We start from the raw sequence: 17,958 nt of genomic DNA on the forward strand, positions 1-17,958 counted from the left end.
TGACCACGCTAATTCTTTTGTGAATTAGGCGTGGAGTGGCGCTTTTTTTATTTGTTTGAAGCGAAAGGAGAGCTAACGTGGCAAATTCAGAGTTTGATACAATTGCGGCGATTTCGACCCCGGTTGGTGAAGGCGGCATTTCAATTGTCAGAATCAGTGGTGAAGGAGCACTGGCTGTGGCTAGTGAAATCTACCATGGTAAGGACTTGAACAAGGTTGCAACCCACACAATCAACTACGGTCACATCATTGATCCGGAAACTAATAATGAGGTTGATGAAGTGATGGTGTCAGTGATGAGGGCGCCCAAAACATACACACTCGAAGATGTGATTGAGATTAACTGTCATGGTGGATTAGTAGCCACTAACAGGATATTACAGCTAGCACTTAGTTATGGAGCGCGCCTGGCCGAACCTGGTGAATTTACCAAACGGGCCTTTCTGAATGGCCGCATTGATCTATCTCAGGCTGAAGCCGTGATGGACCTGATTCGTGCCAAGACCGATCGTTCAATGAAGGTGGCGTTGAACCAACTAGATGGCGATTTGTCGCGCTTGATTAAGAGTTTGCGCCAAGATATTTTGGACGTGTTAGCTCAAGTAGAGGTCAACATTGATTACCCAGAGTATGATGCGGTAGAAGAGATGACAACTAAGCTGTTAAAGGAAAAGAGTGCTGAACTGAAGACTCAGATTGACGCACTACTCAAAACAGCTAAACAAGGCAAGGTCCTGCGTGATGGCTTAGCTACTGCGATTATTGGCCGTCCTAACGTTGGTAAGTCCAGCCTATTGAACAATTTATTGCATGAAGATAAGGCAATTGTGACTAACATTGCCGGTACCACTCGAGATGTGATTGAAGAATACGTGAATGTGAATGGCGTACCACTGAAATTAATTGATACGGCGGGGATTCGTAAGACTAATGACCAAATCGAACAAATCGGGGTTGAACGCAGTCATCAAGCGATCGAAACCGCTGATTTAGTCCTGTTACTGTTGGATAACAGCGAGGCATTAACTCAAGAAGACCAAGAATTACTAGGTGAAACCGAAGATAGTCAGCGAATTATTTTATTGAATAAGACCGATTTACCAGCCCAGCTTGATCGTGATCAGTTGCGGCAGTTTGTTAGTGATGATGAGATCATTGAGACCTCAATTGTGCATAACGACGGCATGGATCAATTAGCTGATAAGATCAACCACCTTTTCTTTGAGGAAGGAATTGAGAGTAACCAGAATAATGTAATGGTCACCAATGCACGGCATATTGCATTGTTGCATCAGGCTAGTGATGCACTAAAAGACGTTCAAACGGGGATTGCTGCGGGGATGCCGGTTGATCTGGTTCAGATTGATATGACCAGATGCTGGGATCTACTCGGTGAAATCACCGGTGATAGTTACCAAGATGAGCTGCTCGATCAGCTCTTTAGTCAATTTTGTTTAGGGAAATAGGAGACGAAAAACATGGATCAGGCTTTACCTTATAAGGGAAGAGATTATGACGTAATTGTGGTTGGTGCTGGTCATGCCGGCAGTGAGGCCGCTTTAGCAGCAGCTCGAATGGGCAATAAAACTCTATTAATCACGATTAGTTTGGAAATGGTGGCGTTCATGCCATGTAACCCATCAATTGGTGGACCCGCAAAGGGGATCGTTGTACGTGAAATTGACGCGCTTGGCGGTGAAATGGGTAAAAACATCGACAAGACCTACGTGCAAATGCGGATGCTTAACACGGGTAAAGGTCCGGCCGTTCGCGCTTTGCGCGCTCAGGCAGACAAGCACGCTTACCATGCCGAAATGAAGCATACAATTGAAAAGGAACCTAATTTAACCCTGCGTCAGGGCGTTGTTGATTCACTGATCGTGGAAGATGGTGTCTGCAAGGGCGTTGTTACCAACACCGGTGCGCACTATTCGGCCAAGTCAGTTGTTTTGACTGTCGGGACCGCTGCTCGCGGTAAGATTATTATTGGCGAGCTGCAATATGAATCAGGTCCTAACAATTCGAAGGCGGCCATGAAGTTATCAGGTAACCTCGAGGACCTCGGATTTGAACTGAAGCGTTTCAAGACGGGGACTCCACCACGAGTTGATGGCACCACGATTAACTATGATGAAACAGAAGAGCAGTTGGGGGATGAAGAGCCTAACCACTTTAGTTTTACCACCCCAGACAGCGACTATTTACTGCTTAAGGATCAGCTGTCATGCTGGTTAACTTACACTAACGAAGATACGCATAAGTTGATCCGCGATAATTTGGGACGAGCACCAATGTTTTCCGGCACAATTAAAGGTGTTGGACCTCGTTATTGTCCATCCATTGAAGACAAGATCGTTCGCTTTGCGGATAAGCCACGTCATCAGTTGTTCCTTGAACCAGAAGGTCGTAACACTGAGGAATGGTACGTCCAAGGTTTGTCGACTTCATTACCCGAAGAAATTCAACAGCAGATTGTCCATTCGATTAAGGGACTGGAAAACGCCGAAATGATGCGTCCTGGTTACGCTATCGAATATGATGTTGTTTCACCATATCAATTACGACCAACGCTAGAAACCAAGATTGTTAAGAACCTGTACACTGCTGGTCAAACTAACGGAACTTCAGGCTACGAAGAGGCTGCCGGCCAAGGAATTATTGCCGGTATTAATGCAGGATTGCGTGCCCTTGATCGCGGTCAGTTCACGCTTAAGCGTTCAGATGCGTATATTGGTGTCATGATTGATGATTTGGTCACGAAGGGGACTAACGAACCATACCGTTTGTTAACCAGTCGTGCTGAATACCGTTTGATTTTGCGTCATGATAATGCAGACTTGCGGTTGACCGAAATGGGCCACGAAATTGGTCTGATTAGTGATGAGCGTTTCGAAACTATGAAAGCTAAGAAACAAGCTGTGTCTGATGAAGAAGCTCGGTTAGCAAGCTTGCGGATTAAGCCTAACGACGAAGTAAACGCCTTTCTTGCCAGCAAGGGTCAAAAGCCGTTGAAAGATGGTGTATTGGCCAGCGAATTTTTGCGTCGTCCAGAAGTTAAATACGCTGACTTATTGAAGTTTGTACCAGCACCCGATGTTGAACTTGATCACCGGATCATCGAGCAGGTCGAAATTCAGATTAAGTATGCCGGTTATATTAAAAAGGCCGAAGAAAAAGTTGAGCGTCTGAAGAGGATGGAAGCCAAAAAGATCCCAGATAAGATTGACTATGACGCAATTGATGGTCTAGCAACAGAAGCTCATCAGAAGCTAGACAAAATCAGACCAGAAACGATTGCGCAGGCATCACGGATTAGTGGTGTTAACCCAGCTGATATTGCGATTTTAAGTGTCTACATTCAGCAGGGGCGGATTGCAAAAATAAGCTAGAGAGAATCTGGCTTGCGGAGCTCATTTCGACTAGATTGACTAAGAGGCTAGGTCTAAAAATATTATGGTTCACTTTTCCATCCGTATAGATAGGGACGGCCCCGAAAGTACTGAGACCTAATGTGTAATAAACTATTATGAATCAATCGCCAAAACCGCGGTTAATCCCTAAAAATTGCTTACACACCAGTCTCAAACCGGACTTCCTCCGTTCACTAGTCCTTAATAGTTAAAATACTACTCAAATCCGATCTATTCGAACGATACTGATTTAAAATTGAATCCGATTGGTATCCCAAAGCGATACCGATAAAAATGGTTTCATCTGTCGGAATATCTAATGCTACGCGGGATAATTCTGGGTATTTTACCAATGAATACGATGGAATTGAATCAATACCTTTGTCTGAAGCTGCCAGCATTAACGTTGAGGCAAACATGCCAAGATCAAATTTTGACCAGTCAGTTGAATCCTTGGCGATGGTTAAATAGGCGACTGCTGGTGCGTTATATAGATATTTTTGATAGCGATCGTAATCGTCATTATGCTCGGTGGCCCAGTCAGCCTTACGGACTGAATTTTCAGCCATGTTTGCGCGAGGCATTTTTGCCCAGTCGTCACGGTGACGAACCGGAATTTCTGGATGACTGGCAGTGCCCTTATCTTCGAGATCGGCTTGTTGTTGGGCTAGCTTTTTAACTATTTCTCCCGTGGCAATGTAAATTTTCCACGGCTGTGAATCTACCCATGATGGGCTTTTTTGAGCCTTAGTGACGATATCTTTGAGATCGTCAATTGAAATTGGCTTGTCGCTGTACGACCTGATCGAGTGGCGACGTGTTAGTGCTTTGTTGAATTCCATTTTTAGTTGCCTTCTTTTTGGTTGTTTATTGGATAGTATAGCATTGTGGGTGATAGGGGGGGTGGTTTTTTTGCTGAAACGTGCCAAAACATGCAGGCATCCATGATATAACGAATAACTGGTTTTCTCGTTATATCACAATGCCTGGGCGTGTTGTTGGGGCACTCTGATTTGAAACGTGTAGAAATGCACAGATATCCATGACATAAGAAAACGGCACGCCAATCGTAAAATTCAACGATTAACGCGCCGTTCTCTTATGTCACCGATATCTAACCGTGCATTTCTACACTCTGATCTACCATTCATACTTAACCACTGGTTCAAAGTACTTCTGGTAAATATCCTTGCAAATGCCCATCTGTTCATTGTTGAGTGCTGGTAAATCGGCCGCTCCCGTGTTTGATGCGATTTGATTGGCGTTGCTTGCTCCGGGGATGATTGTTGATACCTCATCGAACATTAAAATCCAACGGAGTGCTGTTTGGGCTAAGTTGTCACTGCCGAGTTTTTCCTTGAGTTCATTAGCAGCCTTGACACCCGTTTCGTAGTCGACACCGGCAAATGTTTCACCCTTGTCGAATGCTTCGCCATGACGGTTGAAGTTACGGTGATCATTCTTGCCAAATTTCGTGTCTAACGTGTACTTACCGGTTAATAGACCACTGGCTAGTGGTACCCGAATGATGGTGCCAACGTTATGTTCCTTAGCTAGCTTGAAGAACAGATCAGCTGGTTTCTGACGGAAAATGTTGAAGATAATTTCAACGGCAGAAATATCGTAATCAAGTGCTTTGATGGCTTCTTCAATCCGTTCAACACTGACACCGTAATTCTTAATCTTACCCTGCGCCTTCAGTTCATCAAGAGTATCAAAGATCTCCTTGTGATAGTATGCCTGCATTGGTGGACAATGTAACAAGATCAGATCTAGACTGTCGGTACCCAGGTTTTTCAGTGATGAATTAACAAAGTTGATCAAGTTTTCTTTTGTGTAGTTTTCGATAGTATGAGGTTCCAAGCCACGACCACACTTAGTTGATACGTAGATTTGACGATCTGGGTGTTCCTTTAAAAAACGACCGATTGCTTTTTCGCTGTTACCATCTTGGTAGATATCAGCGGTATCAAAGAAGTTAACACCAGCCTGGTAGGCTGCTTCAAGAGTTTGTTGAGCGTCATCTTCGTCAAATGGATCTCCCCATTTTGAACCTAGTTGCCAAGTACCTAGTGAAACTTCACTAATTTTAAAACCTGTTTTTCCCAATGTTCTGTATTCCATTATTCAATCACTCCTCATAATTAAATCTATGCTGATAAATGACCCTGTAACCAATTTTTACCTTCTACAAACCGTGAAACAAGCATGGCGGAGGTTGTGTTACTTGATGAATTTAGTAATGTTGCCGGAATATCAATAATTTCACTGATGATCAAAATGAGCGGTAACGCCGTCATCGGAAAACCAAAGACAGTAATAATGACAGTTTCGGCAACGAAGCCACCACCAGGGATGGCGCTCATCACAACACCAACGAGAAAGCCGACACAGATAATCAAAACGGCATTTTCGAATGTGGCGATGTTTCTACCAAATAACACAAACAAAAAGGTTGCCTTCATGATACCACCAACTACGGAACCATCCTTATGAGTGTTAGCACCCAAAGGGATCACCGTTTCGGCGATATCGTCTTTTACACCCATTTTTTTCGTGTATTCAATGTTAACAGGAATAGAGGCCGCCGAAGAGCTGGTGGCAATAGCTGTAATTGCTGGAGCACCAATGTTCTTCCAAAAAATCTTTAGACCAGCTCTTCCACCAGCAATGAGTGCGTAACAGCTCATCACGATGAAGAAGTAGAAGATTGAGTACCCAAGGTAGACCAGCCAAGTTCTAAGGTAAGTTGCGACCATTTGAGATCCCAGATTACCAATGATGTTCGCGAAGAAACAACCAAGACCGATGGGAGCATAATACATTATAATGCGGACAATTTTCATGACCACGATATTTCCCGCCGCTAAGACTTTGGCAAATGGTTGAGCATCTTTACCGGATAACGACGTTGCAATCCCGGTTAAAATAGCGACCACAATTAGTGAAAGCATATTATCCTTAGTCAATATCTTGTTAAAATCATCGACCGTAAAAGTTTTGACTAGCTGATCGAGCCAATACGTACTTTTACCTCCAGCACCTTTAACATGGCCCATAAGGTGCTGAACACTAGCCATATCAACATTATTAATTGGTCGAAAGATTAGAATGGCTAGATAGCCCAAAATGGCTGAGATGAGTGACGTTGCCAAAAAGACTAGCAACGTTGTGACTAGGATTTTTCCCAGTCGTTTCATTTCCGTCATATTGGCAATGGCTGAAGAAATGCTGAAAAAAACCAACGGAATCAGAATCATGTACATCAAGTTTAAGAATAAATCACCAAGTGGTTTTACGACGGCAACTTTTGGTCCATAAACAACACCGGCAATACCACCAATAATTAGGCCGGTTAGTAAGAAGATCGTTCCTCGGTAGTTATACCAAAAAGAGCGCATATGCTGAGTTGCACCTCCTATATGTTACTTTTCGTCATCGGCGTAGAAATCGTTGACAACCTCGACGTCATCGAAATGATGTTTAGTAGTGCCAATGATTTGATAGTCTTCGTGGCCTTTGCCCGCGATTAACACAACGTCACCTGCTTGTGCTTTTGATAGCGCATAGTAGATGGCTTCACGACGATCTGAGTTACGAGTGTAAGAATCCTTTGGCACTTTTGCGACCATTTCATCGAGGATTGCCTCGGGGTCTTCAGTTCGAGGGTTGTCAGAGGTAAAGATCGCATCAGTTGAATTATTTAAGGCAATATCTGCCATAATTGGGCGTTTCTCGGTTTCACGATCGCCACCACAACCAACAACACAGAAGACACGTTTTTCTGCGAAGGCATTAATCGTGTTCAAGACGTTCTTCAATCCATCCGGAGTATGTGCGTAGTCAACAATGACGGTAACATCTTGGTCATTAGGAACTACTTGGAAACGTCCGCGAACCCCTTCAACAGATTCGAGAGACTTAATAATTTCCTCAGGCTCAAGACCATGCTCGTAAGTTGCACCAAATGCAGACAGTGCGTTATAAACGTTAAAATCACCCATCAACTTCAAATGAACCGGGTATTCATGGCCGTAAATGCTAAGGTCAAACTTAGTGCCATGACTAGTTACTTGAATGTTTTTAGCTTGCAACAGTCCTTGACCATGAGTGCCATATGTCAAAACGTTAGCGGCAGTTTTGTCGATCAGACGGCGGCCATAAGGATCATCAATGTTGATAACGGCAGTTTTGGGCTTGCTAGTCTTGTGATAGCTGTTGCCCAATTGAGAAAACAGCAATGCTTTAGCATCAAAGTAGTTTTCGACCGTCTTATGGAAATCGAGGTGATCTTCCGTAAGATTGGTGAAAACAGCCGTATCAAAATCGATTCCCCAGGCGCGTCCCTGCACTAGCGCAATAGAAGAGACCTCCATTGCACATTCCATTACATCTTCATCATCCATTTGACGAAGCAGTTTTTGAACGGTATGTGGGTCAGGAGTAGTGTTAATGGTTGGTAACTTTTTATCACCAATCTTGTTGTACATGGTACCGATAATGCCAGTCTTACTACCATGGTCGTCTAGAATCTTGCTGATGAGGTGGGTAATGGTAGTTTTACCATTAGTCCCGGTAACACCAAACATGGTCATTTCGGCACTGGGATCGCCAAAGAAACGGGCGCTTAACTGTGCCAACGCTTTTTGTGTGTCGGGGACAGTCACAACAACCGCATCACCAGTGATACTTACTGGCTCGCTTGCAACGATTAGTCGCGCACCAGCGTCCGCGGCCTCTTGAACATGTTCGTTACCATTAAAATGAAGTCCTTTGATGGCAACAAAACAGCACCCATCAGATAGTTGACGGGTATCTTGAGTCACATCAGTAATCTCAATATCTTGTATTTTTTTCTGATCTTCGTGGCTTAATTGAAGGAGTTCTGCAAATTCTGCGGCCTTCATATCCTCATCTCCAGTAAAAGTTTTGTTAAACCCCATTTTATCATTGTTAGAGGGGTGAGTGAAGAAAATAACTGATCAAGTATTTTACATCGACAAACATTAAGCAATTCATAATTTTGTCTTATTATTGAAATAAAAAGGACAAATTAGAATTCTTTACGATTTGTTTGTTTGCTTATCAAGCGAATTGTATTACAATTGCACTAATAGAATCCGGATAATATGTAAGCGAGGACTTCAATATGAAAGCACTTAGGGAAATAATAAGCTGGATTGTCCCCATCGTCATTGGACTTTTAGCGGCATTACTGATTAAAAATTATGTGTTCCAGCTAGTTCGAGTTGACGGACCGTCAATGCAGCCTAACTTGGAAAATAATGAGCGGGTGCTGGTCACCAAGCGTTCAACAATTCACCGTGGTAGCGTGGTTGTGTTTGAGGCTCAAGGAGTTGATCCACAAGTCACGGAATCAACCGATTACGTTAAGCGTGTCATCGCATTGCCTGGCGATACAGTAACATCAAAGAATGGTCAAATTTACGTTAATGGTAAGAAGACCAATCAAAGCTATATTAGTAACAGCGAAAGAACTACTGGTACTGGGAATTGGAATCTGAAGAGTATTTCAATTCAAAACCAGTGGGAGAAACATCAAGGATCAACCAAAGTACCAAAGGGCGAGTATTATGTACTTGGGGACCACAGAAGCGTATCAAACGACAGTCGGTACTACGGATTCGTACCGAAGAGCAAGATTATGGGTGTCGTGAAGGTACCATTCTGGAACCGCAATGCTACGAAGAAAGCTAATATTAACACGTTCTGGAAGAAGTATTTTACAGACAACTAGAGAGCGTAACAAGCACGGGTTGAGACCGGTGTATAAGAGCACTACGGGTATTAATTGTCGGGGTTATGACAATTGGTGCCCGTAGTGCTCTTATACGTTAGGTCTCAGTGCTTGTGGAGCTCATTTCAGCCAGAGAGTGGAGCAGACCGGTTAGCCTTCGAGCATTAACTGAATAACGAACGTAATTCTCTGATCTTTGGGAATTACGCTCGTTATTTTGTTAAGCACAGAAGGCTGGTCTGTGAAACTAGTTTCAGCAAAATTGCCTTAGACAAAACTTTCCTATAAAATTGATATCTTTCAGCTTACCAGCCAAAATGAGCTCCGCAGACCGATTAGATCATTCCGCTTAACCCAATAAAAATAGAATTCCCAAGTTCAGGAATTCCATTTTTATTATGTTAATGCTCAAAATCTAATCGGCTTGCTCCGCTCTCTGGTTTAGTGCCAGTGCAATTGCCTGGTCTGCTAAAATTGATTGCGCATCCGAGATTGAATAGTTGTGATCGGGGGCCTGTTCTTCCGCTAGTGATAACTCCGTGCATCCGAGAATGGTTGTGTCACAGTGCATGTCTTCTTGCATGCGACGCAGGACTTCATGGTAGCGTTCGGCGTTAACCTGTCCCTTTTGTTTGATATCTTCAAAAATTAGAGCTTCAGTCTCATCAAGAATGTCTTGAGTTGGCTTTACTAATTCGTAGCCGGCATCTTTAATAAATTGGTCATAGATACCAGTTTTGACTGTTCCTGGCGTTCCAAGAATACCGACACGTTTAGCTTTTGGATTAATTGTCTTAATTTCCGCGACAGCGAGCTTTGGCATGTGTAAAATAGGAACGGTGGTGGCATTGATCATGTCGTCGTAAAAGTAGTGCGCCGAGTTGCAGGTCAGCACGAAAAAATTGGGGTTCAAGGTACTGAACTGTTTGACGTCTTCTACTAGTTTAGGACCGGGGTTTGGTTGCGAGTGGTCTAAGATGTAGGCCGAACGATCAGGAATCGTCGCATGATTAACGACCAGATAGTCTAAGTAATCCTGATCGGCGTTAGTTGGAGTTCGCTTATTAATTAAACGAACAAAGCTTTCGGTGGCTAATGATCCCATGCCGCCTAAGATGACGAAGAAATTTTTCATGATGTGCCTCCCACAGTTAATTAAAGTAATTATAACCCAAGGTTTGTGGGTTGATCACGTTGCTTGACTAATAAAATAAAAAGATATATGCTTTCGCACATGATTAACAGAATTGTAGTGCTCGAGAGAGAAAGCAGGAGATGCAATTGACAGATAATAAAGAAAGAACTTCATTAATAAAATGGATCTCGGTAGCCGATCGTTACATAAAAATTCAGCTTGATCGAGAATTAAAACAGTATCAACTCAGCTCAAGTACCTATTATTATTTACTAAGACTGCAAGAACGTCCTGGAATCACGCAAGAAGGGCTGATTGATTTAATGTATTTAAATCGCAGTAACGTTACGCGTTCCATCAATCAATTAGTTGATTTGGGAATTGTACGCAAGGAGATTGTGCAATCTGATCGAAGGGTTTCAAAATTATACTTGACTGATCGTGGCGAAGAACTATGCCCGATTATCGCTCAAATTCGTGCTGATGCGATTGATCGAGTTGCTGAGGATGCGGGCGAGCACCTCGACGAGTTTGCTACAGCAATTAAATCAGTTGCCATGGGAACTGTTGATAGAGAACAAAAATTTGATGAGCGGGAGTTGAATAATAAAAATGACAAGTAAACAACCAATTACTGCGGAGCAAATTAAACAATTTCACCAAGACTTTGTTTCACGTGAAACGGCACCGGTTATTGCTCGTGCAGTTATGAAAAATGGTGTTAAGGCTAGTAGTGAGGATCCAAAGGCATCGCAGCGATTGAATCGCGTTTTTTCATTAGAATTAGATACTGGTGCCGTTTCAAATCAAAAACATAGTGGACGCTGTTGGCTATTTTCAACGCTTAACACATTACGGCATCAGTTTGCCGCCGACAATAAGGTTAAGAATTTTGAATTATCTCAAAATTACCTGTTTTTCTGGGATCGTGTCGAAAGAGCCAACACGTTTTTGCAAAATATTTTAAATACTGCGGATCGTGATTTGAAGGATCGCGAAGTGTCATTTTATTTAAGTATGGCCGGTAGTGATGGTGGTCAATGGGATATGGCTGCTAGTCTGGTGGAAAAATATGGCCTTGTGCCTAACTATGCAATGCCAGAAACGTACAACACCAATAACACGACTGAAATTGACGATGTCATGAACTATAAACTTCGTCAGGATGCGCTGCAATTACGTCAAATGGTAGCCGATCAGGCTAGTGAGCGCGAGATTGCAGACGTTAAAAATCAAATGATTAGTGAAGTATACCGACTATCTGCGTATGCTTTTGGTGAACCGCCGGTGAAATTTGATTTAGAGTATAAGGATGATGATAAAAAGTACCATCGTGAAGCTGATTTGACACCGCAACAATTTTATCAAGACTACTTTACGTTGAATTTACGCAATTATGTGGTATTAACGAACGCCCCAGACCACGCCTATAACAAGTTATATGCATTACCAAGTCAAGACAATGTCGAGGGTGGCATTCCAATTGAATTTTTGAACGTCCCGATTGAATATTTGAAGAAATCAACGATTGCACAATTAAAAGATGGCGAGACCGTCTGGTTTGGTAACGATGTATTGCAACAAACGGATCGCAAACGAGGGCTACTGGACGCTAACCTCTACCATCGTGAAGAGTTGTTGGACATTGATATGACAATGACAAAGGCGCAACGATTGGCTTCAGGACAAGCAGAAGTCACACATGCAATGACCTTTACGGGAGTTGATTTGGTAGACGATAAACCAAACCGCTGGAAGGTTGAAAACAGTTGGGGTGCTGAAAATGGCGAAAAGGGATATTTTGTCATGACTGATGACTGGTTTGATGATTATACCTATGAAGTCGTTGTAAATAAGAAGTACTTAACTGAGGAACAACAAGAGATTGCAGAGTCAAAGGCAGAGAAGCTGGAGGCCTGGGATTCACTAATGTAGAGTGCGTTCGAGCACGCTATGAGGCTGTGGAATAAGAGGATCCTATGGATTAATCGTGATTTGTACGATTGATTCATAGGATCCTCTTATTCGTCAGGCCTCAGTGCTCGATAAGCACGTTTCAGCTATAAAAATTAAAACGGATCACGTTCTTGTTAGAATGAAATCCGCGTTTGAAGATAGTTTATTATTTTGTATTGGCTGTGGGACTTGAGTTAGATGTTGTAGTACTTTGAGTAGATGTAGAATTAGATGTTGGTGACGTGCTGCTACTGGTACTATAAGTTGATTGGCTATTTTCAGAACTGGAACTCATTGTTGGTGAATAATTAGAATAGTCACTACTATATGTTTCCTGAACCTTTGCGGAACTACTACTTGAAGGTGAACTATTATAGGTCGACTGAACCTCAGTAGTACTTGAGCTCGACGAACTAGAGCTCTTCTTTTTATGATGATGCTTCTTCTTACTTGAAGAACTGGTATAAGTAGACACATTAGAGTCGTTATTATTTGTTTCGACAGGATCCCGTTGCTTGATCACAAAGATAATAATCATGATGACCAAAACGGCAGCGAGGGCTATTAAGATAATTCTAAATAGATGTTTCGGTCTGCGCGGACCCTTGGTACCATTTTTTTTCGGTTTTTGTCCCTTTGGTGCCTTAGGAGTTTTATTTTTTTTAGAGCCTCGTAAATTGAGACCTTTTTTACCAGTGCTTTTTTGTTGTTTCTTGTCGTATCGAGCGACACGGCTATTTGGTTCTTGATTGTTCAAAAGACCACCTCAAAAATTGCGTTACGTAATATCGTGATATCATTGTCATATTATACACTCTTGCGTAGATAGACAAAAGCCGATTAACTCGAAAGATAATCGGCTTTTGCTATAGGAGTAGAATTATATGATAGCTGCTTGGGAGGACAGCTACCCAGTTTCATTACTTGGGAGGAGTAAATGAAAGAGGTTTAATTGGTATGTTTATATAGTACATGGCAGGTATGAATTAATTGTGAAGTAATCTTTGTCTTTTGTTGAAGTAAATAATATCAACCATTAGAATTGTTTAATAAAAAATAACGATCGGTCAATTAAACCTAGTTTTATTGAATTCCAAGGTTGACAATCAGATAATATGGCATTAAACTAACAACATAATTAAATTTGAATGAGAAAACATTAAAAACACGTTGAGAGGAAAGAGTAGTTCATCCTCGTTGAGTTAGAGAGCCTCAGTTGTGGTGAGATGAGGTAGAGACGAAATGAACGAAAATCATCCTTGAGTGATTTCTTGAAAGGCTCAGCCGAGTAAAGTAGATTGGAAAGCACCCATTACAGTGCCGGCGTATGAATGTACGTTGCGAGATCTAGTTAGTGATAGTTAGATGAACATAGGTGGTAACACGGTGTTTTTCCGTCCTATTGATAGTCCAAGTAAATTGGGTTATCGATAGGGCGTTTTTTTATTCAAATTAACAAAAGAAGAGGTGGTGGCGATGAAATCGGACATTTCTGACATTAGTCAGATTAGAAACTTAAATCAGTGGGCAAAAAGCAAACACATATTTTTAACATCTCACCACACACATAGAAATACACATAGTTTTAGTGAAGTATAGATTTCGTACACATAGCAACACATATTAAGTAACACACATAGAACACATATCCCGCACTCGCGGACACATAATTTTTATAGATTTAAGAAACCAAATAGCGTATAATCGTTTATGTTTTAAGACATAGAGCACATATATAATTAAGTGTAGAGTTCCCGGACAGTAACCAGCTGTCATAACGGGAACTTTTTTTGTAAAAAAAGCCATTCAGTTTATAGCTGAATGGTTGTTGATTGATTATTAATCAAGTGTACTGTGACTCTGTCCGTTTTGACGATGGTCTTCATGAGCTTTTCATGCGTGAATTCTTTTAAAGAGTTCAGCGAAAAGTTTGTTCCATCATTCAAAGTAAAATCGTATTTTTCAACGAAAGTGTCATCTGCGTACTTAGTAATCATTTCAAGTCGTGCCTCTGCATGATCATGTCTATTAAATAGATTGAGTAGTGACATTCAAATATCCCCCGAGATGTATTGTATATACGTTTAACAGTGTAACCGATTACAATGGCAAAAATCAATACAATTATATAATATTGGTTAATTATTTCACCTGTATAATTTTTATATCGAACTTTTACGTATGCGGTACAACCAATTATATAATAAAAAAGCCTCAGGATCACCCTGAGGTTATTTCTCTATTCAATTTTCTGCCACGGACGATCATTCAAATTGTTTCTGTCGTTGTAAAAACAATTTGAGTGATCGTCCTTAGATAGTTCCCATATTTGGGAGTGTCGCGCTATTAAATATGGGTTCCAAGTGCAGTCGATCAATTAGATATTCCCGCCCAACCATTAAATGGTTCACATTCAGCTCGTTCCGTGTGTGAGCTGAGCCCCAAAATTGCTAGATTTAAAGTGTAACAATCTCAATATCATTAGGCAAGTCCCGATATGCTGGAACCCACGTGTTATCTTTAACTACTTGTTTGACATCGTCGATTGGTTGTTGGTTAAGTCCCTGCGCCACGGCTTGCTTTGCCACCGCCACAGCGACTGTCTGACTGAATTCATTTAACTTAGACACTGGAGGCAACACTGCTGCCCCTGGTTGATCAGGATCCACAATGCCACCGAGACTATGAGCGGCGGCGGAAATCATTTCTTCACTTAACAGTTTTGCGCTAGCAGCAATAGTCCCTAACCCCAGTCCAGGATAGACGAGCGCATTGTTGGCCTGTCCAATGTTGTAATCAACGCCTTTGTAATTGACTGGTTCGCTGGAAATACCCGTAGCAACTAATGCGTGACCATCTGACCATTTGATTAAATCGGCTGCTTTTGCTTCAGCCAGCTTGGTAGGATTGGATAATGGGAAAATAACGGGTCGCTCAGTGTGAGCAGTCATTTCTTTAACAATCTCTTCCGTAAATGTATCTGGCTGGGTTGATGTACCTACTAAAATCGTAGGATGAACTGCCTTAACTGCGGCGGCCAGGCTGGTTAGCTCATCAGCGTTGGCGAACTCACTGCGCTGGCGCGCAAATGGTCGTTGCTGAGGGGTTAAATCGTCCATATCATCGAACAAAAGCCCCTGTTTATCAACAAGATAGAAATGTTTCTTTGCCTCTTCAGGGCTCATGCCATGGGCGATAAATTCGTCATAAACACGTTTGGCAATTCCCGCACCAGCTGTTCCTGCACCAAAACTCATGTAAGTTTGATCTTCTAGCTTTTGCTTTGAAATGTTTAGGGCACCAAGCACTCCAGCTAGCACGATAATCCCGGTTCCTTGGATGTCATCGTTGAACGTGGTGATTTGATCCTTGTATTGATTCAAAATATCATCGGCGTTATCGCGACCAAAATCTTCAAAATGGAGGTACAGTTCAGGGAATAATTCACGTGAAGCTGCGACAAATTGATCTACGAATTCATGGTACTTTTTACCAGTAACTCGCTTGTGATGATTACCAAGGTACAGATCATCATTTAGTAATTTATCGTTATTAGTCCCAACATCTAAGACAACCGGGAGAACCTGACTAGGATCAATACCGGCAGCTGCAGTGTAAACCATTAGCTTACCAACTGCGATATCTACACCTTGAGTCCCCCAGTCACCAATTCCCAAGATTCCTTCGGCGTCAGTGACAACAACTAGCCGAATGTCACGACCGTCGGCACTGTGTTTCAGGGCTTGCTTAATGTTATCTGGATCATCGATTGATAGGTAAGTGGCATTTTGCGGGTCAGTGTAAAGAGCACTATAGTTTTCGATTGAATCAGCAATGGTCGGATCATAGACGATCGGCATAAATTCATAAACATGTTCCGAAAATAGTTTGTAAAAGAGGACATGATTTTCGTTAAACAGCTGCATTAAAAATTGACGTTTATCGAGGTCACTATTTTTAGTTGAATATTGAGCGTATGCCTGCTTAACTTGTTGGTCTAGAGTTTGAATTGCGGGTGGTAAGATCCCATTTAAACCATATTGATCACGTTCTTCTTTTGTAAAAGCGGTGCCTTTGTTTAAAAATGGATTATGAATTAATTGTTCGGGTGTAATTTTCATGGTTAATCCTCCGGGTTTGATTGTTAATGGTGCCATCATAAATGATAGAAAAACTTATAGTCAAACTCAGAAACTATGATAAAATAAATTTATATGAGTGGCTAGGAGGCGGGTTATGAATACTCGGGACTTAGAATATTTTGCTAAATTAGTAGAAATAAAAAATTTTTCTCAGGTTGCTGATGAATTTTCGGTTACCCAGCCAACAATTACCATGTCTTTAAAACGGTTGGAAGATCATTTTGGTATTCAGTTGATTCACCGTGATCAAAGCCATGGACAATTAACAGTAACGACCGCTGGTAAGCAGTTGAATGCACGGGCAAAGGTGATTATTGAACAAATGCAGTTAGCTGAGGCCGAATTGGCACGAACCCGACAGTCTAAGATCAAAATCGGGTTACCACCAATCCTGGGTAATAACTATCTGCCTCAAATTGCTAGCGAATTGATTAAACATGGCTTAATGAATAATGTTGAAACGGTAGAAAGCGGATCAGATGATTTGTTGGAGCAAATTATGTCTGGCAAGCTAGACATTGCACTACTGGGGTCAGTCGGACCGATGAATGAAACTAACATGGATGTGACCCAAATTGGTAGTTATCCATTCACGATCGTGACACCACCGGAGCACCGACTGGCACAATGCGACCATGTTGCATTTAATGAACTTGGCAATGATGCTTTTGTTTTATTATCTGCTGGATTTGTCCACGTCAAAGCATTTGAGTGGTTCAAGAAAGAAAGTCAGACGGAACCGGAAGTAATTTATAGAACGCCCGATGTTAGTATTTTAAAGAAAATGATCACCCAACATGTCGGCATCGGTTTTTTAACTAATATTGCAATTACGGACGAGGATAATCTAGTAGCGACAAGGATCACAGATGCGGACCAGCCATTATTTACCATTTCGGTCGTGACTAGAAAGAATCAAATCTTGACGCCTGAGATGAAGATTGTGAAGGAGATTTTACTGCAAAATTAGAGTGTGTAAAAAACCGGGTTAGATCATGAGCATTAACGTGATAAATCGAATTATTCCTGGGCTTGGAATTATTTGATTTGTCGGGTTAAGCGGAGTGATCTGGTTTTTGGAACACGTTTTAAAATTAGAGTGCGGAGCACCACGGTTAGATGCTGGCAGATAAGGGTCAATCATTATTGATCGCGGGTTTGGCGGTCAGTGATGATTGACCCTTATCTGATGGGCATCTGTGGTGTGTAGCACGTTTAAAATTAGAGTGCGGAGCCAAGCGGTTAGGCATTGTGAGATAGTGGAGAAAATAATTAATCATTCGTACTTTGAATGATTGGTTATTCTCTCCGTTATCTCATGGATGCCTGCTTGGTGTAGCACGTTTCGACTGTTCAGAATATTTAAGCGGGCAGAAACGTGTCAAAACATGCAGACATCCATGATATATCGAAAGAAGCTGTAAACCGTTCCGTTCAAAATTTATAGATGAAACGTGTCAAAAAGCACAGACATCCATAACATAACAACACAGCACGCCAATCGTCCCAATTCAACGATTAACGTGCTGTGTTGTTATGTTACCGATGTCTAAGCGT

The 17,958-nt window shown here is 41.9% G+C and carries 14 protein-coding genes and 1 other annotated feature; of the genes, 6 read left to right on the forward strand and 8 right to left on the reverse strand.

What is annotated here, in order from left to right; translation table 11 throughout:
• Window positions 1-77: 77 nt before the first annotated feature.
• Window positions 78-1,466 (forward strand): tRNA uridine-5-carboxymethylaminomethyl(34) synthesis GTPase MnmE, encoded by a 1,389-nt coding sequence (mnmE, locus tag FD16_RS03980; RefSeq protein ID WP_010620982.1) that lies wholly within the window; start codon window positions 78-80, stop codon window positions 1,464-1,466.
• A gap of 12 nt (window positions 1,467-1,478) precedes the next feature.
• Window positions 1,479-3,389, forward strand: coding sequence for a tRNA uridine-5-carboxymethylaminomethyl(34) synthesis enzyme MnmG (gene mnmG, locus FD16_RS03985; protein WP_010620981.1), 1,911 nt, complete (start codon window positions 1,479-1,481; stop codon window positions 3,387-3,389).
• Window positions 3,390-3,604: 215 nt separating this feature from the next.
• Here mnmG and FD16_RS03990 read toward each other — a convergent pair whose 3' ends face one another.
• The 4 genes from FD16_RS03990 to FD16_RS04005 all read right to left on the reverse strand — a co-directional run bounded on the left by FD16_RS03990 (window position 3,605) and on the right by FD16_RS04005 (window position 8,317).
• Entirely contained in the window at window positions 3,605-4,252 is a 648-nt protein-coding gene (locus FD16_RS03990; RefSeq protein ID WP_010620980.1) for a nitroreductase, read from the reverse strand.
• Window positions 4,253-4,550: 298 nt separating this feature from the next.
• Window positions 4,551-5,534 carry an aldo/keto reductase gene (locus tag FD16_RS03995; protein ID WP_010620979.1) on the reverse strand — a complete coding sequence of 328 codons (984 nt, stop codon included), beginning with the start codon at window positions 5,532-5,534 and terminating at the stop codon, window positions 4,551-4,553.
• 26 nt (window positions 5,535-5,560) lie between these two features.
• On the reverse strand, window positions 5,561-6,811 hold the full coding sequence (locus FD16_RS04000) for a dicarboxylate/amino acid:cation symporter (protein ID WP_010620978.1): 1,251 nt from the start codon (window positions 6,809-6,811) through the stop codon (window positions 5,561-5,563).
• A 24-nt stretch (window positions 6,812-6,835) separates the two neighbouring features.
• A complete protein-coding gene (locus FD16_RS04005) occupies window positions 6,836-8,317 on the reverse strand; it encodes a UDP-N-acetylmuramoyl-L-alanyl-D-glutamate--2,6-diaminopimelate ligase (RefSeq protein WP_010620977.1) in 1,482 nt (493 codons plus the stop codon).
• A gap of 242 nt (window positions 8,318-8,559) precedes the next feature.
• On the opposite strand from FD16_RS04005, the gene lepB reads away from it, so the two are divergent.
• A complete protein-coding gene (lepB, locus tag FD16_RS04010; protein WP_010620976.1) occupies window positions 8,560-9,168 on the forward strand; it encodes a signal peptidase I in 609 nt (202 codons plus the stop codon).
• Between the two features lie 415 nt (window positions 9,169-9,583).
• Here lepB and FD16_RS04015 read toward each other — a convergent pair whose 3' ends face one another.
• Window positions 9,584-10,303: an aspartate/glutamate racemase family protein gene (locus tag FD16_RS04015; RefSeq protein WP_010620975.1), complete on the reverse strand. Its 720-nt coding sequence runs from the start codon at window positions 10,301-10,303 to the stop codon at window positions 9,584-9,586.
• 146 nt (window positions 10,304-10,449) lie between these two features.
• Between FD16_RS04015 and FD16_RS04020 the strand changes: the two genes are divergently transcribed.
• Window positions 10,450-10,926, forward strand: a complete 477-nt coding sequence (locus FD16_RS04020) for a MarR family winged helix-turn-helix transcriptional regulator (RefSeq protein ID WP_162097668.1) — start codon at window positions 10,450-10,452, stop codon at window positions 10,924-10,926.
• Complete coding sequence (locus tag FD16_RS04025) at window positions 10,916-12,238, forward strand: C1 family peptidase (RefSeq protein ID WP_010620973.1); 1,323 nt, start codon at window positions 10,916-10,918, stop codon at window positions 12,236-12,238. The genes FD16_RS04020 and FD16_RS04025 overlap by 11 nt, the downstream gene beginning before the upstream one ends.
• 187 nt (window positions 12,239-12,425) lie before the next feature.
• On the opposite strand, the gene FD16_RS04030 is transcribed toward FD16_RS04025, so the two are convergent.
• The 3 genes from FD16_RS04030 to FD16_RS04040 form a co-directional block, all read right to left on the reverse strand.
• Entirely contained in the window at window positions 12,426-13,016 is a 591-nt protein-coding gene (locus FD16_RS04030) for a hypothetical protein (RefSeq protein ID WP_010620972.1), read from the reverse strand.
• Window positions 13,017-13,420: 404 nt separating this feature from the next.
• Window positions 13,421-13,664: a binding site (T-box leader), on the forward strand.
• A 406-nt stretch (window positions 13,665-14,070) separates the two neighbouring features.
• Window positions 14,071-14,310, reverse strand: a complete 240-nt coding sequence (locus tag FD16_RS04035; protein WP_010620971.1) for a hypothetical protein — start codon at window positions 14,308-14,310, stop codon at window positions 14,071-14,073.
• A gap of 405 nt (window positions 14,311-14,715) precedes the next feature.
• Window positions 14,716-16,380 carry a malolactic enzyme gene (locus FD16_RS04040; RefSeq protein WP_010620970.1) on the reverse strand — a complete coding sequence of 555 codons (1,665 nt, stop codon included), beginning with the start codon at window positions 16,378-16,380 and terminating at the stop codon, window positions 14,716-14,718.
• A 115-nt stretch (window positions 16,381-16,495) separates the two neighbouring features.
• On the opposite strand from FD16_RS04040, the gene FD16_RS04045 reads away from it, so the two are divergent.
• The gene (locus FD16_RS04045; RefSeq protein ID WP_010620969.1) at window positions 16,496-17,371 is read left to right on the forward strand and encodes a LysR family transcriptional regulator; all 876 of its coding nucleotides are present in this window, start codon (window positions 16,496-16,498) and stop codon (window positions 17,369-17,371) included.
• The last annotated feature ends 587 nt before the right edge of the window (window positions 17,372-17,958 follow it).

Origin of the sequence: Paucilactobacillus suebicus DSM 5007 = KCTC 3549 (genome assembly GCF_001434475.1) — a bacterium.
Taxonomy (GTDB): Bacteria; Bacillota; Bacilli; order Lactobacillales; family Lactobacillaceae; genus Paucilactobacillus; species Paucilactobacillus suebicus.

Excerpts from the sequence above, each read along its gene's own strand:
- mnmG (WP_010620981.1), top strand. The coding sequence starts at position 1,479 with ATGGATCAGGCTTTACCTTATAAGGGAAGAGATTATGACGTAATTGTG.
- FD16_RS03990 (WP_010620980.1), bottom strand. The coding sequence starts at position 4,252 with ATGGAATTCAACAAAGCACTAACACGTCGCCACTCGATCAGGTCGTAC.
- FD16_RS03995 (WP_010620979.1), bottom strand. The coding sequence starts at position 5,534 with ATGGAATACAGAACATTGGGAAAAACAGGTTTTAAAATTAGTGAAGTT.
- FD16_RS04000 (WP_010620978.1), bottom strand. The coding sequence starts at position 6,811 with ATGCGCTCTTTTTGGTATAACTACCGAGGAACGATCTTCTTACTAACC.
- FD16_RS04005 (WP_010620977.1), bottom strand. The coding sequence starts at position 8,317 with ATGAAGGCCGCAGAATTTGCAGAACTCCTTCAATTAAGCCACGAAGAT.
- lepB (WP_010620976.1), top strand. The coding sequence starts at position 8,560 with ATGAAAGCACTTAGGGAAATAATAAGCTGGATTGTCCCCATCGTCATT.
- FD16_RS04015 (WP_010620975.1), bottom strand. The coding sequence starts at position 10,303 with ATGAAAAATTTCTTCGTCATCTTAGGCGGCATGGGATCATTAGCCACC.
- FD16_RS04025 (WP_010620973.1), top strand. The coding sequence starts at position 10,916 with ATGACAAGTAAACAACCAATTACTGCGGAGCAAATTAAACAATTTCAC.
- FD16_RS04035 (WP_010620971.1), bottom strand. The coding sequence starts at position 14,310 with ATGTCACTACTCAATCTATTTAATAGACATGATCATGCAGAGGCACGA.
- FD16_RS04040 (WP_010620970.1), bottom strand. The coding sequence starts at position 16,380 with ATGAAAATTACACCCGAACAATTAATTCATAATCCATTTTTAAACAAA.
- FD16_RS04045 (WP_010620969.1), top strand. The coding sequence starts at position 16,496 with ATGAATACTCGGGACTTAGAATATTTTGCTAAATTAGTAGAAATAAAA.